This window comes from Butyrivibrio sp. AE2005, assembly GCF_000686965.1.
GTDB classification, from domain to species: Bacteria; Bacillota; Clostridia; order Lachnospirales; family Lachnospiraceae; genus Butyrivibrio; species Butyrivibrio hungatei_A.
Map to the genome: position 1 here is coordinate 119786 of NZ_JMMD01000010.1, position 26952 is coordinate 146737.

Annotated in this window: 21 protein-coding genes; 20 read left to right on the top strand and 1 reads right to left on the bottom strand. The window is 41.2% G+C overall.

What is annotated here, in order from left to right; all coding sequences use genetic code 11:
* Positions 1-4: 4 nt before the first annotated feature.
* From rfbA to DL92_RS0109205, 18 genes are all read left to right on the top strand, one after another.
* Positions 5-874 carry a glucose-1-phosphate thymidylyltransferase RfbA gene (gene rfbA / locus DL92_RS0109120; RefSeq protein ID WP_026655782.1) on the top strand — a complete coding sequence of 290 codons (870 nt, stop codon included), beginning with the start codon at positions 5-7 and terminating at the stop codon, positions 872-874.
* 32 nt (positions 875-906) lie between these two features.
* Positions 907-1281 (top strand): hypothetical protein, encoded by a 375-nt coding sequence (locus DL92_RS0109125; protein ID WP_026655781.1) that lies wholly within the window; start codon positions 907-909, stop codon positions 1279-1281.
* A 14-nt stretch (positions 1282-1295) separates the two neighbouring features.
* On the top strand, positions 1296-1841 hold the full coding sequence (rfbC, locus tag DL92_RS0109130) for a dTDP-4-dehydrorhamnose 3,5-epimerase (RefSeq protein ID WP_026667483.1): 546 nt from the start codon (positions 1296-1298) through the stop codon (positions 1839-1841).
* A complete protein-coding gene (locus tag DL92_RS0109135) occupies positions 1838-2914 on the top strand; it encodes an ABC transporter permease (RefSeq protein ID WP_051625282.1) in 1077 nt (358 codons plus the stop codon). The genes rfbC and DL92_RS0109135 overlap by 4 nt, the downstream gene beginning before the upstream one ends.
* Positions 2915-2956: 42 nt before the next feature.
* Positions 2957-4363, top strand: a complete 1407-nt coding sequence (locus DL92_RS0109140; RefSeq protein WP_026667485.1) for an ABC transporter ATP-binding protein — start codon at positions 2957-2959, stop codon at positions 4361-4363.
* Positions 4347-6506, top strand: a complete 2160-nt coding sequence (locus DL92_RS20710; protein WP_081816870.1) for a class I SAM-dependent methyltransferase — start codon at positions 4347-4349, stop codon at positions 6504-6506. Before DL92_RS0109140 ends, DL92_RS20710 begins: the two co-directional genes overlap by 17 nt.
* A 9-nt stretch (positions 6507-6515) precedes the next feature.
* On the top strand, positions 6516-8627 hold the full coding sequence (locus tag DL92_RS0109150) for a glycosyltransferase (protein ID WP_026655776.1): 2112 nt from the start codon (positions 6516-6518) through the stop codon (positions 8625-8627).
* A gap of 27 nt (positions 8628-8654) precedes the next feature.
* Positions 8655-10715, top strand: coding sequence for a glycosyltransferase family 2 protein (locus DL92_RS0109155; protein ID WP_026667486.1), 2061 nt, complete (start codon positions 8655-8657; stop codon positions 10713-10715).
* A gap of 64 nt (positions 10716-10779) precedes the next feature.
* The gene (locus DL92_RS18820; RefSeq protein WP_026655774.1) at positions 10780-12519 is read left to right on the top strand and encodes a phospho-sugar mutase; all 1740 of its coding nucleotides are present in this window, start codon (positions 10780-10782) and stop codon (positions 12517-12519) included.
* A 47-nt stretch (positions 12520-12566) separates the two neighbouring features.
* Complete coding sequence (locus tag DL92_RS20240) at positions 12567-13970, top strand: glycosyltransferase family 2 protein (protein ID WP_051625283.1); 1404 nt, start codon at positions 12567-12569, stop codon at positions 13968-13970.
* Positions 13971-13975: 5 nt separating this feature from the next.
* Positions 13976-14947, top strand: coding sequence for a glycosyltransferase family 2 protein (locus DL92_RS0109170; RefSeq protein ID WP_034468842.1), 972 nt, complete (start codon positions 13976-13978; stop codon positions 14945-14947).
* A complete protein-coding gene (locus tag DL92_RS0109175) occupies positions 14944-16332 on the top strand; it encodes an undecaprenyl-phosphate glucose phosphotransferase (protein ID WP_026655771.1) in 1389 nt (462 codons plus the stop codon). Before DL92_RS0109170 ends, DL92_RS0109175 begins: the two co-directional genes overlap by 4 nt.
* Positions 16333-16481: 149 nt before the next feature.
* Positions 16482-17762 carry an LCP family protein gene (locus DL92_RS0109180; protein ID WP_026667488.1) on the top strand — a complete coding sequence of 427 codons (1281 nt, stop codon included), beginning with the start codon at positions 16482-16484 and terminating at the stop codon, positions 17760-17762.
* Between the two features lie 186 nt (positions 17763-17948).
* A complete protein-coding gene (locus tag DL92_RS0109185) occupies positions 17949-18878 on the top strand; it encodes a glycosyltransferase family 2 protein (protein ID WP_026655768.1) in 930 nt (309 codons plus the stop codon).
* 3 nt (positions 18879-18881) lie between these two features.
* Complete coding sequence (locus DL92_RS18830) at positions 18882-19541, top strand: GTP pyrophosphokinase (RefSeq protein WP_027208551.1); 660 nt, start codon at positions 18882-18884, stop codon at positions 19539-19541.
* A 311-nt stretch (positions 19542-19852) separates the two neighbouring features.
* Complete coding sequence (locus tag DL92_RS0109195; RefSeq protein WP_026655765.1) at positions 19853-20338, top strand: hypothetical protein; 486 nt, start codon at positions 19853-19855, stop codon at positions 20336-20338.
* A gap of 26 nt (positions 20339-20364) precedes the next feature.
* Positions 20365-21963 carry a LysM peptidoglycan-binding domain-containing M23 family metallopeptidase gene (locus DL92_RS0109200; protein ID WP_026655764.1) on the top strand — a complete coding sequence of 533 codons (1599 nt, stop codon included), beginning with the start codon at positions 20365-20367 and terminating at the stop codon, positions 21961-21963.
* A gap of 193 nt (positions 21964-22156) precedes the next feature.
* A complete protein-coding gene (locus DL92_RS0109205) occupies positions 22157-23449 on the top strand; it encodes a UDP-N-acetylglucosamine 1-carboxyvinyltransferase (RefSeq protein ID WP_026667489.1) in 1293 nt (430 codons plus the stop codon).
* 617 nt (positions 23450-24066) lie between these two features.
* Here the strand turns inward: DL92_RS0109205 and DL92_RS0109210 are convergent.
* Positions 24067-25158: an HD-GYP domain-containing protein gene (locus DL92_RS0109210; RefSeq protein ID WP_026655760.1), complete on the bottom strand. Its 1092-nt coding sequence runs from the start codon at positions 25156-25158 to the stop codon at positions 24067-24069.
* A 183-nt stretch (positions 25159-25341) separates the two neighbouring features.
* Between DL92_RS0109210 and DL92_RS0109215 the strand changes: the two genes are divergently transcribed.
* Together DL92_RS0109215 and DL92_RS0109220 are read left to right on the top strand one after the other, a co-directional pair.
* Positions 25342-26091: an ECF transporter S component gene (locus DL92_RS0109215; protein WP_051625284.1), complete on the top strand. Its 750-nt coding sequence runs from the start codon at positions 25342-25344 to the stop codon at positions 26089-26091.
* A gap of 141 nt (positions 26092-26232) precedes the next feature.
* Positions 26233-26949 (top strand): LytR/AlgR family response regulator transcription factor, encoded by a 717-nt coding sequence (locus DL92_RS0109220; protein ID WP_026655758.1) that lies wholly within the window; start codon positions 26233-26235, stop codon positions 26947-26949.
* Positions 26950-26952: the final 3 nt, after the last annotated feature.

The following is a 26952-nucleotide window of genomic DNA, read 5'->3' on the forward strand; positions in this document are numbered from 1 at the left end:
CACGATGAAAGGTATAATTTTGGCGGGGGGATCGGGAACAAGACTTTATCCGCTTACAAGAGCTATTTCAAAGCAGATAATGCCGGTATATGACAAGCCGATGATCTACTATCCGCTTTCAACTCTTATGCTTGCAGGTATAAGGGATGTACTTATAATTTCGACTCCGAGAGACCTTCCCATATTTGAAGATCTTTTTGGAACAGGTGAGCAGCTCGGAATGAATTTCAGCTATGCTGTTCAGGATCAGCCAAGAGGCCTTGCCGATGCATTTATCATCGGTGCGGACTTTATCGGTGATGACTCCGTTGCACTTGTTCTTGGAGATAATATTTTCTACGGACAGAGTTTTTCAAAACTTCTTCGTGATGTTGCGGCAAGAGAAAAGGGTGCCACAATCTTCGGATACTATGTAAGAGATCCCAGAGCTTACGGAGTAGTTGAGTTTGATGAGAACGGAAAGGCTATCAGCATTGAAGAAAAGCCTGAGAATCCTAAGAGTAACTATGCGGTTCCGGGACTTTACTTCTATGACAACGATGTTGTTGATATAGCAAGAAATGTTAAGCCTTCAGCTCGTGGTGAGATTGAGATCACGAGTATAAACAATGAGTATTTGAGAAGAGGAACTCTTCACGTTGAGACAATGGGAAGAGGATTTGCATGGCTTGATACAGGCAATCACGATTCACTTCTTGATGCCGCTGATTTTGTATGCGCATTCCAGAAGAGACAGGGACTTTATGTTTCATGTATCGAAGAGATTGCCTATAAGCGCGGCTTCATTGACAAGGAGCAGCTTCTTAAGCTTGCTGAGCCTCTTATGAAGACCGACTACGGTAAATATCTGGTTGAGGTTGCTAACGGACTTTGATCGGGCTTTAATATAAGAATCTGAGGTTGCAGATGGACTATAAGGTATTCAGGACGGCGGTGCTTGCTATTGTCAGTGCGCTAATTTTGGTGCTGGTCATAGTCTATGCTACAAATGCCGACAAAATTAATGAGATTTTCGGTAAGGGAGGAGCTTCCGGTGAAGGAGCTTCTGCCGCGACCTCTTCAAGCAGTGATATCGGTATGTACGGAGAGCAGATAGGTGATAATACGCAAGCCTTTTTGTTTGAAGAAGGTTTTTTTGATGCAAATGAGGAAATACCTTCGGTAGTGGTTACAAAAAAGGACGAGGCGGGCACTGCTGCTTCTGAAGCGTCTACTGATATTACAGATGATGAAGAATATAATGATTACATAGAACCCGCAGCAGTTGTGGGCTCTAACTAAATTGGAGACAAGAAATGGGTAAGATTAGCGTTGAAACATGTGAAATAGAGGGGCTTAAGGTTATAACTCCCACTGTATTCGGAGATGCCAGAGGCTATTTTGTTGAGACTTATAACAAAAATGATTTTGTTGAAGCCGGTATTGATGTTGAATTCGTTCAGGACAATCAGTCTGCAAGTAAACAGGGCGTTTTAAGAGGCCTTCACTTCCAGAAGAATTATCCTCAGGATAAGCTTGTTCGTTGCATTAACGGAGAAGTATTTGATGTTGCGGTTGATCTTAGAAGAAATTCTGCTACATTTGGAAAGTGGTTCGGTGTTATTTTATCTGCCGAGAACAAGAAGCAGTTCTTTATTCCAAAGGGATTTGCGCACGGATTCTATGTTCTTTCCGAGTATGCCGAATTTGCTTATAAATGCTCTGATTTCTATCATCCCAATGATGAGGGCGGACTTAAGTGGAACGACCCCGATATTGGAGTAGAATGGCCGCTTATAGATGGTGTAGAACTCAACCTTTCCGATAAGGACAAAAAATGGGGAGGAATTAAAGAGTTTTGAACAAAAGATTGAAAATCGGAAAACCCCCCAAGAAAAAATTCTTGGGCGTTTTCTATGTATTGGCGTTTATGGTTGCGCTGATAATTTTTTTACATAACAATCCTCTTGCAGACCAACATACAGAGATGCTTAAAAAAATATGCGGATGTATTTTGTTAGGTGTCGGATGTATTCTGGTCTATTTTTGGTATGACAAACTTACGGTTCTTCCTGTTGAACTTTGGAACAGCAGAAAACTTATTGTGAGACTTTCCGTCAATGATTTCAAAAAAAGATATGCCGGATCTTCATGGGGCGCTTTATGGGCCGCAGTTCAGCCTGTTGTTACGGTTGTTCTTTACAGCATTATTTTTGGAAAACTCTTTCCGACTGCTCCTCATGTTCTTCCTAACGGGGAGGAAGTTCCTCATTTACTTTACCTCACAGCAGGTCTTGTTCCGTGGTTCTTTTTTGTGGAAGCGCTTAATAACGGAACAACAGCACTTCTTGAATATAACTATCTTGTAAAAAAAGTTCTTTTTAAAATAAGCATTCTTCCTATTATCAAAATAATTGCTGCAATGTTTATTCATATATTCTTTTTGGGTGTGCTCCTTGCAATGGCATGGATTATGGGATATGAACCCAGTATTTACTGGATTCAGCTCATATATTACATCGGTTGCGAATTTATACTGGTTTTATCTATCAGTTATGCAACCTGTGCGCTCGTTGTCTTTTTCAGAGATCTCCTTCAGATCATAAGTATTATAATTCAGCTTTTACAGTGGTATACTCCTATTCTCTGGGATCTTAACAACGATATTATAGAGCGTGTCAGGAAACATTGTACTGATGATTTACATATGCCAATTGAACAAATAAGAATGTATGAAGATCTTATAAAGGTGTTTGTAAAGCTTAACCCCATGACATATATCGTGGAAGGTTACAGAAGCTCAATTTACGGTGAAACCTGGTTTTATGAACATTTTTATTCATCGACATATTTTTGGCTGAGTGTTGTAATGCTTTTCTGTATAGGAACAGTATTATTCAAGCGCCTTAAACCGCACTTTGCGGATGTACTTTGATACATAATTTTGAAACAATCCATAGATCATGGAGAAATTTACATGAAGAATGATATAGCTATTGAGGTAAAAAACCTCACTAAATCATATACGCTTTACGAAAAGCCGGGGGATAGGATTAAAGATTCACTCGGCCTTGCCAAGAAGAAAAAGTTTAAGGAAAAGATTGCCCTTAACAACGTAAATCTTACGGTTAAAAAGGGTGAGACTGTAGGTATCATCGGAACAAACGGTTCAGGAAAATCTACGATTCTTAAGATAATCACAGGAGTTCTTACTCCAACATCTGGCGAAGTAAACGTAAACGGCCATATTTCAGCTCTTTTGGAGCTTGGAGCCGGTTTTAACATGGAATATAACGGAATCGACAACATCTACTTAAACGGTATGATGATCGGCTTTTCCGAAGATGAGATAAAAAATAGAATGGATGCAATCCTTGAGTTTGCAGACATCGGAGATTATGTATATCAGCCGGTTAAGACTTATTCAAGCGGTATGTTTGTAAGACTTGCCTTTGCGGTTGCGATAAACATCGATCCCGAAATTCTTATAGTAGATGAGGCACTTTCTGTAGGAGACGTATTTTTCCAGGCAAAGTGCTATCATAAGTTTGAGGAATTTAAGAAAAAAGGTAAGACGATCCTCTTTGTGTCACACGATCTTTCAAGTATAAGTAAGTATTGTGACAGAGCGGTTCTTTTGAATCAAGGCGTGCTCATCGGAGAGGGAACACCTAAGAAGATGATTGATATCTACAAGCAGGTTCTTGTGGGACAATATCCTCTTCCGAGCAGCGAAGGCGAGAATCTTCTCTATGATGATGATATCAGGGAAGCTGCCGCCAAAGCAGACAAAAAAGCTGATTCCAAGATAAAGAAGAGTAGTTCCGAAGGCTCCGCAAATGCCGGTAAAAAAGGAAAAAGAAAAGACGGAAAGGAAACCTTTAGTGAATGGGCTTCCGAGGAAGATGCGGGTGCAAATCCCGATACTCTTGAGTACGGCGACGGATCGGCTAAGATTTATGAGTACTTTGCTACCGATTCAAACGGAGTGAGGTCGAACTCAATAATCAAGGGCACTGAATTTACGGTGCACATGAAGGTCAGGTTCGAAAAGGATGTTGCGGCACCTATTTTTGCACTTACCTTCAAGAATATCATGGGAATTGAGATCACAGGTACCAATTCCATGGTTGAGAAAGCCTTTTTGGAACCTGTAAAAGCAGGTGATGAGAAGGAGATAACCTTCACACAGAATATGTCTTTACAGGGCGGCGAATATCTTTTAAGCTTTGGGGTTACAGGATTTGAGCAGAATGATTTTACTGTATACCACAGGCTGTATGATGCCCTTAATATCACGGTCGTATCAGATAAGAATACGGTTGGATATTATGATATGAACACAACATGTAAAGTGAGAGATATAGATGCAGGAACAGATTAAGATTGGCAATGTCACACTTAATTTCAAACATTATTCCGGGGTCGATCTGTACAGTGACGGTGCTGTAGAGAACGATCTTCTTGAGATTGTAAAAAATCATAAAAAAGAAGAGTTTCAGGAGATCATTGAGAAAAAAGCAAGCTGGCCTATTCTCTACCATCTTTCTGAACAGAGAGCGAATATTGTCGAGTGGATTCCCATGGATCCAAACGCAAAGGTTCTTGAGGTCGGATCAGGATGCGGAGCGATAACGGGAATGCTTTCAAAGAAAGCAGCGAGTGTTGTTTCGTGCGATCTTTCCAGAAGAAGATCCGAGATCAATGCCTACAGAAACAAAGAATGTGGAAATGTGACCATTCACGTGGGAAACTTCAGGGACATTGAGCCTGATCTTGACAGAGATTTTGATTATATTTTTCTAATTGGCGTGTTTGAGTACGGACAGGGATATATCGGAACGGACAACCCGTACGAGAAGTTCCTCAGAATGCTTAACAGACACCTTAAAAAGGGCGGAAGAATTGTAATTGCCATCGAGAATCGTCTTGGACTTAAGTATTTTGCAGGATGTTCAGAAGATCATCTCGGAACATACTTTAAGGGAATCGAAGGTTATACGGCTGACAGCGTTGCCAAGACTTTTACAAGGAACGGACTTATCAATATATTTAAAAAGTGTGGAATGAATGATTATCATTTCTACTATCCGTACCCTGATTACAAGCTCATGACAATGATCCACTCCGATTCTTATTTCCCTAAGTTCGGAGAGCTTCAGGACAATGTCAGGAACTTTGACAGGGACAGAATGATCCTCTTTAACGAGAAACATGCATATGAGGATCTTGTCAAAGACGGAATGTATCCGGATTTTGCCAATTCTTTTGAAGTAATACTGGGACCCGGATTTGATACAGTATACAGTAAGTACAGCAACGACAGAGTTGATGAATTCAAGATAAGAACAGATATCGCCATAAGCAGAACGGGAAGAAAAGTTATTAAGAAATTCCCGCTGAGTGAGGCTGCACGAGAGCATGTTTTCGGTCTAAGGGATGCTTATCTCGGACTTCAGGAGAAGTTCAGGGGCGGCGATTTTGAGATAAATGATTGCCATATAGACGAGACGGAAGGCTGTGCTGTTTTTTCTTTTGTAAACGGTGTTCCTCTCGCGTCGCTTCTTGATCAGTGCATAGACAGGGATGATATGGAAGCCTTCGATGCACTTATAAATGAGTATATTAAGAGACTTAATTATAAGCCGGATTATCCGGTGTCCGATTACGACCTTATCTTTTCCAACATAATGGTAAACGGACCTATCTGGACTATAATTGATTATGAGTGGACTTACGGAAAATGTATTCCGCCCAAGGAGCAGGTGTGGAGAGCACTCTACTGCTACAGACTCGAAGACAGGAAGAGAGAGAAGTTCGATCCAAAGCCTGTATATGAGAGACTTGGGTTAAAAGAAAAAGAAATGAAGGTTCTTCTTGATGAAGAATATGCATTCCAGAAATATGTTACGGGAAACAGAAAGTCTCTCGTTGAGATCTGGAAAGATATAGGAAGAAAAGTTATTGTTCCAAAGGAACTCTCAAAGTCTGCGGATGCGGCAAGAGCTGCAGACTGCGTTCAGGTTTACTTTGACGAGGGATTTGGATATTCGGAGGATGATTCGATATTCCCCGAGGAGCAGTATGATGACAAGAATGAGATAAGTCTCGATATTCCGGTAGATTCAAGGTGCAAGGTGCTAAGGCTCGATCCTGCATTTGCTCCCTGCATGGTTACCGTGATAGAGGCTGCATGGAACGGATTGTCTATCGAGGACGGCTCGGCGGATATTACACTTAAGCCTGTAAACGGCGAGTGGATCACAGATGATTCCTTCATGTTTAATACAGACGATCCGAATATTGAGTTCGATCTTACGGCAAGCGGACTCAGTGTAAAGGAGAATAATCATCTCACGGTGAGACTTCTTACTACGATGGTTCCTAAAAACGCCGCAGATGCTATTATCAATTCCGTTGATCTTCAGCCTGGTGCTGAGCAAAAGGAAAAAGTGGGGATAATAAAGAAAATCGGAAGAAAGATTGTTGAAAAGCGTGAGGCACGTTATTACAGAGACGAGGAGTAAAAACGGGGAATGCTTAAGGGGTTAGTTAAAAGTACTCTTGCAACAAAAAGAACAGCTAAATACAACAGGATGGTCAATGCCAAGGCATCAGCTTATGACAAATGGCAAAAGAACATCGAGAAGAGCCCTGTTATCCAGGCGGAAGCACCCGTTCAGTATGAGACGGGAGAGAACGGAGAACTCATACCGCATAAGCTTCCGGAACCTAAGGTAAAGGTTGTTCCGTATGCAAAAGTATGGGAGATGACTGACGCCAAAGATGATGAAAACACGGTATACATTTTTGTAAGTCCCAAGGGAAAACTTACGAAAAGGGCCGGAGAAGTAATAAAACAGTATTTTATAGCGCATCCGGAGCATAACGTTGTCTATGCGGACGAGGATGAGATCGGAAGAGGCGGAAAGTTTATTCATCCTTTCTTTAAGCCTGACTGGTCACCGGATTCATACTTAAATGCATTTTATATTGGCAGTCTTTTTGCTTGCAGATCCAAGACTGTACATGATGCGATTCCTGAATATGACAATGCTGTCAAGATGCTTGGCGGAACAGCGAACAAGAAAAATTCGCCCGAGCAGATCGGACTTGAAGCTTCGCTTCTTTCAGCCGATGTTCTCTTTTGCATGCTGGCTATTCATGAGAGGGCGTTTGCAAAGAGGACGGGAACAGAGCTTCCGATCGGTCATATAAGAGAGGTTCTGTTTCACAGAAACGCAGGACAGGATGTCTTTTACGGAAGAAGTTTCCATAACTCAAGACATATGCTGCTTAAGCCCGTGACGGTGAGCATTATCATCCCGTCAAAGGATCATCCCGAGGTTTTCCAGCAGTGTCTTAATTCGATAATCGAGACAACTAAGGATGCCGGAATAACATATGACATTGTTGTCATAGACAACGGAAGTTCTGCGTCAAACAGGGTCAAGTACGGTGTATATGCATCGAGAGCGCCCAGAAAAAACGGACTTACCAAGATAAATTATATATACAAGCTTCAGGACTTTAATTTCTCGGCTATGTGCAATCAGGGCGCGAGAAGTTGCACGGGAGAGTATCTTCTTTTCCTCAATGACGATATCGAGGCGGTTAAAGACGGGTGGCTGACGGAGCTTATTTCACAGGCCCAGCTTAAGCATGTGGGAGCTGTCGGAGCAAAGCTTATCTATCCAAAGACCGACCTTATACAGCATGCGGGAATTGCAAATGTGAGAAGAGGCCCCGTTCACAAGCTTCAGAAGATGCATGACAATAAGAGCCATTATTTTGGCTACAACAGAGGAATACACAACATGATAGGCGTGACAGCGGCCTGCCTTCTCATAAGCAGACGCAAGTTCAACGACGTGGGAGGTTTCCCCGAGGAACTTAAGGTTGCTTTCAATGATGTGGATTTCTGCTACAGCGTTTTTGAAAAGGGCTATTACAACGTTTGTTGCAATCATACTTATCTTTTGCATCATGAGTCTCTTACAAGGGGACTTGATAACCTTGATCCGAAGAAGATGGACAGACTTGCGGCAGAAGGCGAGGTGCTTATGAAGAGGCACGCGCACCTGTATAACAAGGATCCTTTTTACAGCCCGCATCTTACGGAAGATGAGACGATATCGGCGATCATTCCGAGAGAAGACTACACGCCTGTTGAAGACATACCTTATATGTCGCCTGTTCTTCATGAGAAGGGAATTAAGGGGGCGAGAGAAGATCAGTGCCTGAGAGTCGGATGCGAGTACAACGCTTCTATGGACAACTGGCTGTATGGCGTTAATACCGCAGATAATATTGAGGGATATTTCCTTAAGGGATACAGTTTTGTTATAGGATCTGACAATGCACTCTATGACAAAAAGCTTCTTTTGAGGCTTGTAGAGAGGTATGAGGATGGGGCAGGACCTGTTGGGCCTGAAGTTTACAGTTTTACGCCCTATATCTGGTACAGACCTGACATCAGGGTAAGACTCCAGGATCAGGTCAATGTGGACCTTACGGGATATAAGCTAAAGATTAAAAAGGGTGAATTAAAACCCGGATTCTATCAGATCGGAATGCTTGCGATAGACAGAACGAGCAGGCTTAAGCTCATTAACTGGGTACCGAACATATTACATGTTAAGAATTGAATGTAAGGAATTGATTGGAAGTTTTTTATGTCAGAAAAAGATTTTGATTTTAAAGCAGCATATGAAAAAGAAAAGTTAAAGAGCGCAGATCTTGCGTCAAGGATTGCGGAACTTGAAGATAAGAACAGCGAGCTTGAGTTTAAGCTCTCAAGGATCAAGAACAATCCTATCTGGAAGGCAAGTACGCCTGCGAGAAATGCCATGCACTTTACGATAAGACAGATCGACAGGGTGAGAAATCAGGGCTCTGTAAAGGGAGTTATCGCCAAGATAAAGTACAAGCAGGTAGAAAAAAAGGCCATGACTCATTACGGAACGGAGAGCTTTCCAACTCCCGAAGTAAGAAAAGAGCAGGAAGAGACTGTTTTCGAGAAAGCGCCTTTGATCTCTATACTGGTGCCTCTTTATAACACTCCTGAAAAGTTTCTTCGAGACATGATCGAGTCTGTTCTTGTACAGACATATTCAAACTGGCAGCTTTGCCTTGCGGACGGTTCCGATGATGAGCATGTTGGACTTGTATCGCAGATTGTAAGCGAATATATGAAGGAAGACAGGGCTTTGGACAAAGAGGGAAATTGCAAGATTTCCTACGAAAAGCTTGAGAAGAACGAGGGTATCTCGGGAAATACAAATCACTGTCTTGAACTTGCAAAGGGTGAGTATGTCGGTCTTTTCGATCACGATGATATTCTTCATCCGGAAGTTCTTTACTGGTATGTTAAGGCTATAAATGAGGAGAACGCGGATTACATCTATTGCGATGAGACGACCTTTAAGGGCGATGATATCAACAAGATGATAACAATGCATTTTAAGCCTGACTATGCTATTGATAACTTAAGGGCAAACAATTATATTTGTCATTTCAGTGTGTTTAAAAGAACTCTTCTCGAGGGAACTGAGCTCTTTAGAACTAAATTTGACGGAAGCCAGGATCATGACATGATATTGAGGCTCACGGATAAAGCCGAGCATATTGTGCATATTCCAAAGCTTTTATATTACTGGAGATCTCATGCGGGAAGTGTTGCGTCGGATATAAGCGCCAAGCCCTATGCGATTGAGGCTGCAAAAGGAGCTGTGGCAGACCACTTAAGACGCCACGGATACGACCACTTTAAGATTACGAGCACCAGAGCTTTTGAGACAATCTTTAAGATTAGTTATGAGGTTGTCGGAACACCGAAGGTAAGCATTATTATTCCCAATTGCGAACACGCAGAGGATCTTAGAAGGTGCATAGATTCGATATATGAGAAATCTGTTTACGACAACTATGAGATCATTGTTGTCGAGAACGGAAGTAAGGGCTCTGAGATAAAGGGCTATTACGATGAACTTAAGTCTGGATCGCTTAAAGATATTGTGAAGGTCGTAGATTTCTACGAAGATAAGAGTAATCTTAATCCTGACGGTTCAAAACCTAAGTTTAATTATTCCAAGGTTGTGAATTACGGTGTGAAGGCATCTGATGGCGAGTACATCATCCTTCTTAACAACGACACCAAGGTCATAACCGTAAACTGGATAGAGGAACTTTTGATGTACGCTCAGAGATCGGATGTGGGAGCGGTTGGAGCAAAGCTTTATTTCCCCGACAGAAAGATTCAGCACGCAGGTGTTGTTCTTAAGCTCGGCGCCCACAGAACAGCAGGGCATTCCCATTACGGACAGGCAGGTATGAACCTGGGATATATGGGCAGACTTTGCTATGCTCAGGATGTAAGTGCCGTTACGGGTGCTTGCCTTATGGTTTCACGAAAGAAGTACGATGAGGTTGATGGACTTGATGAAACTTTTGAAGTGAGCCTCAATGATGTTGATTTTTGCCTTAAACTCAGAGAAAAAGGGTATCTTAACGTGTTTACTCCTTTTGCTGAGATGTTCCATTACGAATCTCTTTCACGGGGACTTGACCTTGAGGGAGAAAATGCGAAACGCTATGAAGATGAGTCGGAACACTTTAGAACAAAGTGGAAGGAAATCCTTGATAAGGGAGATCCTTATTACAATCCGAATTTTTCTCTGGACAGAAGTGATTACAGTCTGAATGTAGAGGGTTATTCGAGTTTAAGGGATCAATAAGGCGTGATATATCATAAATCATGCTATAATAAACCAGTAGTTTTATCCTAAGGAGGAAAGAAAAATGAGTGAAGCATCAAAACAGCTTGAATATTGGCTTAATGATTCATATTTTGATGATGAGACAAAAAAAGAATTGATGGCTATCAGAAACGATGAGGCCGAAGTTGAAGATAGATTTTACAGAGAGCTTGAGTTCGGTACCGGCGGACTTAGAGGCGTTATCGGTGCCGGAACCAACAGAATGAACAAGTACGTTGTAAGAAAAGCAACACAGGGACTTGCAAATTATATCAAGAAAAACGGCGGACCCGATGCAGCTAAGAAAGGGGTTGCTATCTCTTTTGACTGCAGAAGATTTTCACCCGAGTTTGCCGATGAGACGGCTCTTTGCCTTGCTGCAAACGGGATCAAGGCTTATGTAAGTGATATCTTACGTCCCACTCCCGAGCTTTCTTTTGCACTCAGAGAGTTTGGATGTATCGCAGGTGTAATGGTAACAGCTTCTCACAATCCTCCGGAATACAACGGATACAAGGTATATTGGGAAGACGGCGCGCAGATCACACCTCCTCATGACAACGGAATTATCGCAGAGGTTATGGCTATCAAGGACTATCATGAAGTTAAGACAATGTCCAAAGAGGATGCCATCGCACAGGGACTTTATGTTTCTTTTGGAACAGAGATAGATGACAAGTACATGGTTGAGCTTAAGAAGCAGATCATCCATCAGGATGTTATCGATGAGATGGCTGATAAGTTCACAATTGTATATACACCTTTCCACGGAACAGGTAACCTTCCTGTAAGAAGGGTTTTGAAAGAACTTGGATTTAAGAATGTGTATGTGGTTCCCGAGCAGGAAGCTCCCGACCCCGATTTCACAACTTTGGAATATCCCAATCCCGAGGATCCCAAGGCATTTAAGCTTGCGCTTGAACTTGCAAAAGAAAAGGATGCGGACATCGTTCTTGCAACCGATCCCGATGCAGACCGTCTCGGAATCTACGCTAAGGATCTTAAGACAGGTGAATATGTCGGATTTACAGGAAATATGTCAGGTATGCTTATCGGTGAGTATATCTTGAGAGAACGTACAAGTACAAAGACTATGCCTGCTAACCCTGCTTTTGTAACAACAATCGTTACCACAAATATGGCAAAACGTGTTGCTGAAAAGTACGGACTTTATTATACTGAGGTTCTTACAGGATTTAAGTATATCGGTGAGCAGATCAAGATCTATGAAGAGAACAATCAGTCTCATAACTATGTATTCGGTCTTGAGGAGTCTTACGGATGTCTTGCCGGAACTCATGCAAGAGATAAGGACGCTATCGTTGCCGTTATGTGCCTTTGCGAGCTTGCAGCTTTCTATAAGAAGCAGGGCAAGAGCGTTTGGGATGCAATGATCGATATGTATGAAGAGTACGGCTATTACAAAGAAGGTCAGTATTCTATCACAATGAAGGGTAAGGAAGGTGCTGAGCAGATCGCAGCTATCATGGAGAAACTCAGAAATAATCCTCCCAAGACATTCGGAAACTGGAAAGTTGAAGAGTTCAGAGATTATAAGACAGATAAAGTTATAAACATGGAGACAGGTGAAGAGTCCAAGACAGGACTTCCTTCTTCAAACGTTCTGTATTTTGCACTTAATGATGATTCATGGTGCTGTGCAAGACCTTCAGGAACAGAGCCCAAGATCAAGTTCTACATGGGCGTAAAAGGTAAGAACCTGGAAGATGCCGAAAAGCTTCAGAATGAACTTACCGAAGCTGTTAAGAATGCGGTAGGCTAAGCTGAGAAAACTTGCTGAAATAATATATAGTTAGGATATAAATAATTATGGGAATCAAAAATGCGGTCATAAAAACAATAACATATGCTAAGCGCAATGGTGTTGAGGCCGCATTTTTTGCTGCCCTTGAAAAATCTTCATTACGTGCTTCCGAAAATTACGAATTTCATTCTCTTTCCGAAGATGTTCTTAAGGAACAGAACCTTGAGTACAGAAGGTTCGCCGAGGAAGGGGAGACGGTGAACTTCAGCATTGTTGTGCCCATATACAACACTCCTTCGGAGTACCTTAAGGAGATGATCGAATCTGTTATAGCGCAGAGCTATGCAAATTGGGAGCTCGTGCTCGCAGATGCTTCGCCTGAAGCTCTGACTCTTGCGGAAGAATATGCGAAGAACGATCCGAGGATCAAGTATCACCGTCTTGAGGAAAATGCAGGGATTTCCGAGAATACAAACAGGGCAATTGAATTTGCAAGAGGAGATTATATAGGTCTTTTGGACCACGACGATCTTCTTACTCCCGATGCTCTTTATGAGGTCTTTAGAGTCATTAAAAAGAGCATGAAGCAAAATCATCTGTCCGGATATAAAAACTGTCCTATAAGGCTTATATATTCAGATGAGGATAAGTTTGAGGACGATAATGGTAAGAGGCGCTTTTACGAGCATCATGCAAAGCCCTCTTTTAATATGGACTATCTTTTTTCAAATAATTATATCTGTCACTTTACGGTTGTGAGAGGGGATATAATAAAGAGATTGAAACTAAGGTCAAAGTTTGACGGTGCGCAGGATTTTGACTTATTTTTGAGAACAAGTTGCGAAGCGGCTCTTTCAATAGACATGGCTTCGGGACAGATGGCACACATAGGAAAGGTTCTATATCACTGGAGATGCCACAGCGAATCTACCGCGGCCAATCCGGCAAGTAAGATGTACGCTTACGAAGCAGGTCTTCATGCGATTGAGTCGGCACTTAACGATGCAAAGATAGAAGCAGAAGTTTCCAATCTTCCGCATCTTGGCTTCTACAGGGTAGATTACAAGCCCGATATCCTGACATGCAGAAAAGATATAGGATGTGTGGGCGGAAAGCTCGTAGATGATAAAAAGAAGATTGCGGGCGGAATATATGAAAAGGACAAAACAGCTCTTTATAAAGGGCTTTTGATCGGATATAGCGGAGGACTTCAGCACAGAGCTGTAGTTCAGCAGGATTGCTATGCGGTTGATATAAGATGCATGGCGATAAGACCTGAGTTTATCGGCGCCTATGAAGAGATTACGGGCCGGAAATATATAGATACATTTAATGACAATGCTGCAGATGACAGATTTGCAGGGGTATCTGAGGAAGAAATCATAGAGCTCAGTTTACGTGTGTGCGATGAAGTCAGAAAACGTGGCCTTAGGATCATGTGGGATCCGCAGGTTGTTAAGAGGATATGACCCAGATGGAAAAAGTTACGGTGGTAATACCCAATTATAACGGAAAAAAATATCTTGATGACTGCCTTAGAAGTCTTAAAAAGCAGACGTATAGCGATTTTCGAGTTATCATTGTGGATAACGGCTCCACAGACGGAAGTGCCGGATATATCAAGGATAAGTACCCCGATGTCAAAGTTATTGCTCTTAACGAGAATACCGGATTTGCAAATGCCGTGAATGTCGGAATAAAAGCATCGGATTCCGAGTATGTTTTTTTGCTCAACGATGATACGGTATGTGATGAAAGGGCGGTCGAGTCTTTGGTCAGAACCATGAACAGGGGGAAAAAACTCTTCAGTGTTCAGGCTAAGCTTCTTCAGCTTAAGAATCCCGAGCTTATTGATGACAGCGGGGATTATTATTGTGCTCTCGGATGGGCTTTTTCACCCGGAAGAGATAAAAAGAGCAGCTTTCTTACGAAACAGACGGCTGTAACATCTGCTTGCGCAGGTGCTGCGATATACAGGCGTGCTTTGTTTGATGAAATCGGATATTTTGACGAGAAACATTTTTGCTATCTTGAGGACGTTGATATAGGATATAGGGCCAGAGTCAAGGGATATATCAATGCCTGCGACCCGGATGCTCTTGTTTATCATGCGGGAAGCGGAACTTCGGGCTCAAGATACAACTCTTTTAAGGTTGAATTAACAGCAGGTAATAACTTATACTTTATTTATAAGAATATGCCGGTTTTGCAGATAATTATAAATTTACCTTTTATTATTGCCGGGATAATTATTAAGCATGTCTTTTATATGCGAAAAGGGCTTGGAATGAGTCATGTCAGGGGAATCATGTCCGGTTTTTCCAAAATCTTGAAAAATGCGGACAGAAGACAGAAGTTTGGAAAGAAGGAGTTTCTTGCATGCGCAGGCCTTCAGCTTGAACTGTGGATTAATATTGCAAGAAGATTTGGGGCAACAAGAGTATGATCAAGGACAATCAGATACATTTAAATAGAGCGCATGTCATTGTGGACGGGCTTATTATAGCCGGTTCATATATTGCGTCTTATTTTATAATCAAGGATCCCACTATCGGACAGTATTCGCAGGAAGAATATTTTAGATATCTGTACTATGTTGTGCCCGCGTATTTGTTTCTGTATTACATGATGCAGCTCTATACATCAAGACGGGCACTTAAATTATGGGATGAATTTATTGATATATTTGAGGCAAATGTACTTGGAGTGCTGGGACTTTATGTACTTTTGTTCTGGATAAGTAAGCAATACTATTCCAGAAAGCTTACTGTTATCTTTTTTGCGATAAATGTTGCTTCGACGACGATAGCGCACGGACTTCTGAGGAAGTTTCTTCAGTTTATCAGGAAAAAAGGATATAACATAAAGCATATTTTGCTTGTCGGATATTCGAGGGCAGCAGAAGGTTATATCAGCAGAATCCTCGACAATCCTCAGTGGGGCTATGTGATCGCGGGTGTTTTGGATGATTTTGTGCCGATCGGAACAAGCTATCACGGAATTGAGGTTATCGGAAATACCGATAAGCTTGCAAGTTATCTGGAAAATAATCAATTTGATGAGATTACTATCACGCTTCCTTTGAATGATTATGACAGACTTGAGGAATTTGTTGCACAGTGTGAAAAATCGGGAGTTCACACAAAGTTCATTCCCGATTATTCATCTCTTTTTCCAAGTAATCCGTATACGGAAGATGTGCAGGGAATACCTGTTATCAATATCAGATACGTACCTCTTACAAATTCATTTAACAGGCTTGCAAAGAGGATGGTGGATATAATCGGTTCTTTGATCGGAATTATTTTGTGTTCGCCGGTGATGTTTGTTGTGGCTTTCCTTATAAAGAGTACGGACAACGGGCCTATACTCTTTAAGCAGGAAAGAGTGGGACTTAACGGCAAAACATTCAATATGTATAAATTCAGGAGCATGAGAGTTCAGACCGAATCTGAAGAGAAAAAGGGCTGGACCACAAAGGACGATCCGAGAGTTACAACGATAGGTAAGTTTATCAGAAAGACAAGTATTGATGAACTTCCGCAGCTTTTCAATATATTGATCGGACAGATGAGTATTGTCGGACCAAGACCCGAGAGACCTCAGTTTGTTGAGAAGTTCAAGGAAGAAATTCCCAGATACATGGTTAAGCATCAGGTAAGACCCGGGCTCACAGGCTGGGCTCAGATAAATGGTTACAGAGGAGATACTTCTATCAGAAAAAGAATTGAATATGACCTCTATTACATCGAAAACTGGTCGATGATGTTTGATTTCAGAATAATAATCGGAACCATAAGATACGGAATTGTCAATAAAAATGCATATTGAGCGTATAGACTTGTATATTTTTCACTTTTGTGGCAAAATGTATTGGGTATACGCTAACTTTTTTACGCAAATGTTAAAAAGTGTTGCACAGAAGTTTTAATAATCTATGACCAGTTTGTTGGGACAACATGGAGAATTGGAGAGGTAATATGGCTAATCGTGATGATGAATATTATGACAGAGGCGGTCGCAGACCTTCTCAGAGAGATGATAGATACAGAGACGATATGAGATCCTCAGGAAGAGGAAGAGACTCTAGATCTAGACGTGATTATGATGATTATGATGAGCGTCCTGTCAGAAGAAGAGAACCTGACGGAAGAGGCTCCAGATACGATGACCCCAGAAGAGGCGGTCAGTCATCAAGACCCGGTGCACCCAGAAATGGTAAGAAAAATAATAAAGCATTAATACTACTTATAAGTGAGATCGCAGTTGCGTTGTTGCTTTTGGTTGTTGCTTATAACATATTCTTTAAGATGGGAGCTACAAAGGTCGGAAGAGTTAATCTTGATGAGTCCGAGATCAATGATAGTATCAGTGAAGCAGCTGCAGACAGTGAACACATGAAGGGATATACAAATATTGCTCTTTTTGGTGTTGACTCAAGAAAGGGACAGCTTGATAAGAAGACAAGAACAGACTCGATCATAATCTGCTCTATCAACAATGATAACGGTGAGATCAGACTTTGTTCCGTATATCGTGATACATGGCTTAATCTTAGTGATGACTCTTATGATAAGTGTAATGCTGCATATGTATACGGTGGTCCTGAGCAGGCAATCAAGATGCTCAATATGAACCTTGATATGGATATTAAGCACTGTTATACAATCGGTTTCAGAGGATTGTCAGATGTTGTTGATGCTTTGGGTGGTGTAGAGATTGATGTTCCCGATAACGTTGTTAAGCATCTTAATAACTACGAGAATACAATGGCTCAGGAACTTAAGATGGAATATAAGCCTGTAGAGAAAGCGGGACTTCAGAGACTTACAGGTCTTCAGGCTACAGCTTACTGCCGAGTAAGATATACGGCAAATGGTGATATCGACCGTGCGGCAAGACAGAGAGAAGTTATTCAGGCATGTCTTGAAGAGGCAAAGAAGAAGAGCCCTGCTGAACTTGAAGAGATTGCAGAAAAAGTATTTAAGGAATCATATACAACACTTCATTTTGATGAGATAGTCAAACTCCTCAAGAAGGTTCCTAAGTATGAGATTGTGGATCAGGCCGGATTCCCCAGCGAAGGCATGATAAATCCTAATGCCAGAGTTGGAAAGAAGAGTGTTGTAGCACCAGTGGATCTTGAGAGCAACGTTAAGTGGCTTCACGGATTCCTCTTTAATGATACTGAGTATGCTGTATCTGATGATGTTAAGAAGTACAGTCAGAAGATCAGTACAGATACCGGTGCGGGTAAATAATTAACCTACGGGTATTAAGAAATATAGTAAAGTAAGAAGACTAGCGCAGTTACAGGAAAGTAAGGCGATTTTTAGCAGAATATAAATAGAAGGGCCGGGTTCTGTATGAGCTCAGCCCTTTTTGTTCATTAGAAATATCAGTAACTCTATGATTGGGACTGATTATTTAATATAATTGAGGTAGAGATGTATAAAGTTGATGTGATAATACCAACGTATAAGCCGGATAAATCTCTTTTCGAACTGATCGATGATCTTGAAAAGCAATCGATAAGACCTGAGCATATTATCATAATGAATACGGAAGAAAAGTATTGGAATGATTTTATAGATAAAGCAGGTGCGAATCCGGCGGATAAATACGACAATATTATCGTTGAACATGTCAGCAAAAAAGAATTTGATCACGGAGAGACCAGAAACCGTGGGGTGAAGCTTTCTTCCGCAGATTTTTTCCTTATGATGACACAGGATGCTTTTCCGAGAGACAAGGTGCTTATAGCTTCTCTTGCGAAGGCACTTGATGAAGATGTTGCCGCTGCATATGCAAGGCAGTATCCGAAGCCTGATTGCAATCTTGCGGAGAGATATTCGAGAAAATTCAACTATCCTAATGAGTTTATCAGAAAGACTCAGGCGGATGTTAGCAGATTGGGAATAAAAACTTATTTTTGTTCAAATGTATGTGCCATGTACAGGCGCGATATATACGATAAAATAGGTGGATTCACGCATAAGACGATCTTCAATGAAGATATGGTATATGCGGGAAATGCATGCCAGAAGGGATATGCTATATGCTATGTTCCGGAGGCGGGAGTGGTTCATTCACATAACTACACCTGCATGCAGCAGTTCCACAGAAATTTTGACCTTGGAGTATCACAGACAGATCATCCTGAGATATTCGGTAGTATAAGTTCCGAGTCAGAGGGAAAGAAGATGGTCGGACAGACCGTTAAGCATTTCAGACATATAGGAAAGGGTTACCTTATACCGCATTATATAATTATGTGCGGCTTCAGATGGCTGGGTTACAAGCTTGGCAGAAATTACAAAAAACTGCCACAGAGTTTGGTAACGGCTTTTTCGATGAACAAGGAATATTGGGTGTAAATAATGGAATTAGATCTTTCAGGAAGCAATATAAAAATATCCGATGACATACACACATGGGAGGAAGTAAACCTCCTTTATAATGCTGCGCTCAAACAGATACAGACCAAAATTGAAATCCTTAACGAGGAATTTCAGGAGGTTCACAGATATAATCCTATTGAGCACGTCAAGGCCAGAGTTAAAGGCCCTGAAAGTATCGTAAAAAAGCTTAAGAGAAACGGATACGAGTCCACAATCGAGAACATGGTGCGCTATGTTAATGATATTGCCGGAATTCGTATAATATGCTCTTTTACATCAGATATATACAGAATAGCCGAGATGATCAGCAGCCAGAAGGATATCCAGGTGCTGACTATCAAAGACTATATCATGAATCCCAAGGATAGCGGATACAGGAGCTATCATATGATTGTTTCGCTTCCTGTTTATCTTTCGGACAGAATAGTAAATGTCAAAGTTGAGATTCAGATAAGAACTGTTGCAATGGATTTTTGGGCTTCACTGGAGCACAAGATTCAATATAAATTTGAGGGGAAGGCACCGGTACATATCAATACCGAGCTCTATGAATGCGCCAAGATGGTAGCAGATCTGGATGCGAGAATGTTGTCTCTTAATGATGAAATACAGGCGATTGAGAATACTGCCAATAATTGATGGCAGTAACAGGCATTTTTGGGGATAAATGCCTTAAAAAGCCGTATTAATGAGGAGTGGCCAGACACATCGCTGCGCCCGGCCTATTATGAAAAAATCTATCTAAATTTTAAATTAAGTTCGTCGTTTTTTTGCTCTGAAAATACTATACAAGTTAAATATGAATAAAATATGAACGACCCATGAACAAATAGTAAAAGTACACAATAATAAACTTTTTGATATTACAATCTTGTCTAATTTGCATAATGGATGATAAGCTATATTGTATGCAGATTAGGGGAGTAATGCATATATGAGGAGGGAAAGTTATGGAAAACTTTATGGACAAACTTGCTGAAAAGTTTAGCCCACAGGACATAATAAAAGCCAATTCCCAAGCGGAGATGGCTGAAGCCCAGAGAATCAAGAAGGAAGCCGAGCATTACAGAAGAGAAATCGAAGAATTGCGCAAGCATGCTGCAGAGTACAGCCAGCAACTTGAACAGCTTGAGGAATTGATGGAAGCTTCAAGGGACTATACTGAAGAGTTTGAAAAAGTTATCAATAGGATACATGAGAGTGATTCAAAGACTCATGATGTCGGTGTACAGATATACAGAAATGTTCAGGCGATTGTTGATAAAAACCGTGAGAAGATCGAGGAAGAGATGGCAGAGATCAATAAGAAGATGGAAACGGTACTTGATATTGTTGAATATAAGAATAATGCGGTTGGACCGTTGTTGATAATTATAGTGCTTATGGTTTTTGCAGATCTTTTATTTAATGTTCTAAAGATATTCGAAGTACTTTAACCAGCTTATAGAAAGACTTTAATGCGATGAATTTAAGAGATACGGTATTTAAAAAGAAGATTAAAATATGGTTTTTGGAATCGGCTGTGGTAATTATCTTTTTGTGGATATTGTTCATGCCAAACATGACCAATTACGAAAAGAATGAGAATAACTACTTTACGATAAAGATAAATGGCAATGTTGTGGGTAACGTGGGTTCTCGAAATGAAGCTTACGAAGCTTACAGATATGCCAGAAGAGCAATAGCCAAGGGTAATGAGGGACTGACTCTTACAATGGCTGATCTTTCTATCGAAGGTGAGAACAGGATGTGGGGTGTCGTAGAATCCCCTGAGAGAATAGCTGCCAAGATGGCAAGTGTTCTCAATCAGAGTAAGTTTGATACGGTTCAGAAGACATATTCATTAAAAATAAATAAGTTTTCCTTAAATCTGGCAAGTATTGATGAAGTACAGAATCTTTTGGAACGAGTTATTTCAATGTACGATGAAAAGGATATGTTTGATGTAAGCCTCGAACTTGATCCTACCAGAGAAGTAAACGTACTTATGCCAAAGGTTCAGAGTAAGGAAGAAATTCAGGAAGAAGAAGGAACGCTTAAGCCTCTTCTTTCAAATATCGGTGTTAATAAGACTATAAGAGATGCAGCGGATGCTGCGGACTTAAAGGGCAATTATAAAGAGTTTGATGAGTTCAGATACGGACTGGTTAGCATTGATTTCAAAGATAAGATTGAAATTGTTGAAAGTTATCTTCCTGCCAACAAATTGGCAAATCCGGATACGGCTTTTACCGATCTTACAGGAGATAAAAATAAAGAAGAAACATATGAAGTTCAGACAGGTGATAGCTTATACAGTATAGCTGTTCATCATAATCTGACTGTCGATCAGCTTGTTGAGATGAACCGTGATAAGCTTCAGGATGCAGCTTCTACCATAAGAGATCACGATAACTTAACGGTTGTGATTCCAAGACATGAGCTTTCTGTGAAATATGACATGAGAGAGTTCCGTAAACATGAGAGCTATCAAGCTCCCACACAAAAAATTGATAATAAAAAATGGTTTACAACTGAGTCTGAGGTTATTCAGGAAGCGGTTCCGGGAGTACGTGATGCGGTTCTTCTTACTACTTATGTTGATAATCGAATGGAAGGCGTTCCGAAGGTCGAAAAGGTTGATAAAATAAAAGAGGCTGTTCCTATGGTTATAGAACAAGGAACAATCGAGCCGCCTTCATATATCAAACCTATATCCGGAGGAAGATTGTCCTCGGGATTCGGTCCGAGAAAAAGACCTACCAAGGGTGCAAGCAAAGTCCATAAAGGTGTGGACTGGGCAACGCCGGTAGGAACTACTGTTGTGGCATCTTCAGCCGGAACCGTAACAAGAGCCGGTTGGGGTAGTGGATACGGTTACTGCGTATACATTAAGCATAATGACGGAAGAGAGACGAGATACGGACATCTTTCTAAGATCACGTGTCAGGTAGGACAGAAAGTAAATCAGGGAGATAAGATCGCATTATCAGGAAATACCGGTGTTTCATCGGGACCTCACGTACATTTTGAAATTCGTGTCAATGATAATCCGGTTAACCCATTGGAATATATTAATTAAAATGATATAATCATTAATAAAATATTAGCAAAATGTATGTAAAACCTGCTCATTTTGTAGAAAAAACACGGTACCATGGGGGCTCTGCTTGTTTTGACACAGTGTTGGTATTGTGCTATTAATATTAGATGCCGAGTGTAATTAGGTTGGTGCTACATGTGTGGTGAGATTGCCCGGCAGGGAAAGGTTATATATGGAAAAGTATATTATAAAAGGCGGAAATCCGCTTGTAGGTGAGGTGGAGATTGGAGGAGCCAAAAACGCTGCGCTTGCGATTTTGGCAGCTTCAACTATGACGGATGAAGTTGTTCATATAGAGAATATGCCTGATGAGTCGGATACCAATGTGATGTTGCAGGCTATTGAGAGCATTGGAGCAATTGTTAAGAGAACCGGAAGACATTCAGTTAAGATATGTGCTTCGCAGATTCATGACTATGTTATAGAGAACGATTACATCAAAAAAATAAGAGCATCATATTACCTTTTGGGAGCCCTTCTAGGTAAATACAATCAGGCAGGAGTTGCACTTCCCGGAGGTTGTAATATCGGTCTCAGACCTATAGACCAGCATATAAAAGGATTTAACGCTCTCGGAGCATCAGTAAATATTGAACATGGGATTATCGCTGCACATGCTGATAAACTTGTGGGAAATCATATTTATCTCGATGTTGTCAGCGTAGGCGCTACCATTAACATCATGATGGCGGCTGTTATGGCAGAGGGACAGACTGTTGTCGAAAATGCAGCCAAGGAACCTCATGTAGTTGATTTTGCAAACTTCCTTAACAGTATGGGTGCCAATATAAAAGGTGCCGGTACAGATGTTATCAGAATTCAGGGCGTTGAGAAGCTTCATGGCACTGAGTATGCTATTATTCCCGATCAGATTGAAGCGGGAACATTCATGCTTGCCGCTGCCGCAACAAGAGGCGATATTACTATAAAGAATGTAATTCCCAAACATCTTGAATCAATAAGTGCCAAGCTTATTGAGATGGGATGCCAGGTTCATGAATCAGATGATGCGGTAAGAGTAGTTGCAACAAAGAGACTTCAGAATACACATGTTAAGACTCTTCCTTATCCGGGATTTCCTACGGATATGCAACCTCAGATGACAGTTGCACTTGGACTTGCAAGTGGAATCAGTGTTGTTACGGAGAGCATTTTTGAGAACAGATTCAAGTATGTAGACGAACTCACAAGAATGGGCGCCAGCATTAAAGTTGAAGGCAGCTCAGCAATAGTAGAGGGAGTCAGCAAATATACGGGAGCAACAGTTTCGGCTCCTGACTTAAGAGCAGGTGCGGCGCTTGTAATAGCGGCACTCACTGCAGACGGTATCTCTACGATAGAAGATATTAAGTATATCGAGCGAGGATATGAAGATTTCGACCAGAAACTTCGCGAACTCGGAGCTCACATCGAGAAAGTCGAGAGCGACAGAGATATGCAGAAATTTAGGCTTAGAAATGCATAAAGAATAAAACTTTGCCCTTCCGGTAACGGGCCGGGCTACAGTCTTTTTGCTGCAACATCTCAAAACATTATATTGACCGTTGGATTGGATAAACATATGCTGCGCTTCATAAACTCACATCTGCACCAAGAAATCTCCATCTGTCCATGCAGATGATTTTATAGCCTCGTCTGTTTTTCAAAAGGTCAAAAATCACTTTCCTGCATGCGGAGAAAAATGTCTGAAGCAGGGCGCATCTATGTATTAGCCGGTCATGGTCATTGTCCGCAAAGCGGACTTTTACAACAAATATAAAGCACGAATTTCCGAACTCAACGAGCTTGGAAATCGTGCTTTTATTTGTTTTAGGCGCTACGCGCCGTATGACCATGACCTATTAAGTTTTTTAGCGTCCTGCAAGTTCTTTTCGGAGCATGCAGTAAGGAAAGTGATTTGACCTTAAGAAAAACAAGAGGATATAACGAATCTGCATGGACAGATGGAATTTCTATGGTGCATCTGCTCAGACAACTTCGCGCAGCATATATCCAATCCCACGGTCAATATAATTTCGATGAAAAGCAGCAAAAAGACTGTAGCCCGGCCCGTTAGCGGAAGGGGCAAAGTTTAATGCATGATCAGATGATCTCTTTGATATAAACGTCCGGACACTTGGTCAGGTCGATATAATCATTACCGACTTTAACTGTGGGGCGTGAGAGATGCATCTTGTTTATGAAGATGATCTCACCTATCTCACCCGTGCTGAGACGAACAGTGTTAAGAAGGTATGTATTAACTATGTTCTGTAAGAACGCAATTATCATCTCGGGATCGTATTTCTGGTATCCTTCCTCTTCGAACATCGATATAGCGATGAAAGGACACAGAGGTCCGCGGTAGTAGCGGGCACTTGTCATCGCATCATATACGTCCGCAATGGCGACAAGCTTACCGAATTTATCAATCTGAGGACCGCGGATCTTAAGCGGATATCCGGAACCGTCACATCTTTCGTGATGCATAAGAGTAGCATTCTTGATATGCTGACTGATATTAAGATTCTTTATGATCTCATAGCCACGTTGAGGATGGGTCTGCATAAGAGTATACTCGTCCTCTGTGAGCTTATCGGGCTTTCTGATGATCTCATCCGGAATAAGGAGCTTTCCTATATCATGGAAAAGACCTGACTGAGTGGCAATCTCAACTTCGGATTCATCCCATTTAAGCCACTGGGCAAGGATGTTTGATATAAGAGCAACGTTGATGCTGTGCGTAAATGTGGCATCATCGTATGATCTCAGATTATGAAGCATATCGAAGATATTGGCTGACGATCTTCCTTTTTCAAGAAGACCATAAATGGGAGCCATCATATCATCGAATACAAGATCTCTGTTGTTTTCGATGATGTCCTTTATGGTGTGCTCGAATTTCTCGGCGCATTCCTCGAAACTGTGCTTAAATTCTTTAAACTCAGGTGATTGTTTGATACGCTCAGAATAAGTGAGTCCTTCATCGTTGGTTATGTCGACAAACTCATTTTCGAGTTCGACGAGTTCATCTTCGATAAGAACATCGATGATTGAATAGAAAGCTAACCTGGCAATGTCTTTGTCCTCCAGGACTGTACCTTTGTCAAGAAGCTTCAAACTTGAATTATAAGTGTGTACATCATTTGCAAGCACCATACCGGGTACGAGCTTGCGTGTAAGAATTCTTTTCATTATCCCCTCATTAAAAACAAAATACATCAAAATAATGATAATTTATTATAGTTACGCAATTGTTTTTTTGTCAAACATTCTTGACAAGAAAGAGCATTGAGAATACCATAATTTTGAATTTTTTACAATTTTTTTATACAAAATACGCTATTTTTATAGGTTAGTTGGGAAGGAACAGTACGAATGAACGAGAAACAGAGTGCTTTTGAAACTATTGCGCAGAGCTGGCAGTATTTTGCTGCGCTTGTAATATTGGTTGCGTTTGCATTTGTTATTACACTTGCGGTTGAAAAGGTTGCGGTAAGAAAAGAGGGTAAACAGGATCAGAAACTTTTGAGTGTCCGCAAGATGGCTATTATCGGAGTCTTTTCCGCTGTTTCTTTTGTACTCATGCTTCTGGAGTTTCCGCTTCCGTTCGCACCTTCTTTTTATAAGTTTGATTTTAGTGATATGCCCGCACTTGTAGGAGGCTTCGCAGCAGGTCCTTTTGCAGGTGTAATGGTTGAGTTCATCAAGATATTATTAAAGCTTGTTATCAAGGGAACAAGCTCGGGATTTGTCGGTGAGATAGCAAATTTCGTTGTCGGTACTTCTTTTGTACTTCCTGCAACGATCATCTACAGACTTCATAAGTCAAGAAAGGTTGCGCTTATAAGCTGCATCGTCGGAACAGCCTTCATTACACTGGTAGGTTCACTTCTTAACGCATTTTTCCTTCTCCCTGCATATGCAGTTATCTACGGCTGCGATATAAGTTCATTCGTGGAGATGGGAGCAGCTATAAATCCCGCGATCACGAACATAACAACTTTTTGCTTGCTTGCGGTCGCACCGTTCAACCTCGTAAAGGGCATTGTGGACAGCGTGATAACATTTGCGCTATATAAGCACATAAGCCCGATACTTAAGGGAAACAGCAACAGAACAAAATAAAACATCAAACAAAGAGGAGCGTTCGTAACGGAATGCTCCTTTTTATTTGATAGAGACAGCTTCTTTTGGCATAATAGAAAGAAGCAGTTGGGGGACGCTGATTTTATAAGAGTTACAAACTTTAAGGCGAGGAGAACGGGCATGATCAGGATAGCAGTTTGTGATGATTCGAAATTTATGCGTAGTGAAATAGGGAATAAGATACTCGATTATTCTGTGAAAAAAGATTTTGAGTATTCTCTGGATACCTATGATGTGGGGGAAAAGCTTGTGGAGTCAGGCGTAAAGTACGACCTGATATTTATGGACTATGAATTTGAAGATAACGGAGCGAACGGACTTGATATCGCAAGGAAGATCCGCGAGTCCGATAAGAATTCGACCATTGTGTTTGTAAGCAGTTATCCGTCTATTGTTTTTGATACTTTTGAAGTAGGTACATTCAGGTTTTTGACAAAGCCTGTCGATGATAAAAAATTCTGTGAAGTTCTTGATGCCTTCATGCAGACGCTTAAAGAGGACAATGTTCTCAAGATACGTCTGGACGGCGAAAATCATTTCTTTAAAGAGAGCATAATCTCATATGTTGAAGGTATGGGTAAAAACTGTATCTTGCATTTCTGCGACGGCCGCGATGAGATGGAGTGCCATGAGACTCTTGGTGCCATCGAAGGACGTCTTTCCTCAAAAAAGTTCTACAGATGTTATAAATCATTTCTGATCAATCTCGCTCAGGTTGATTCCTATAATCACAGCGAAGTGACCATGAGCACAGGGGATAAGCTACTTATCAGCAGACTTAAGTATAAAGAGTTCAATGATATTTATGCGGATTACCTTGTGAGGGTGGGAGTGTGATCG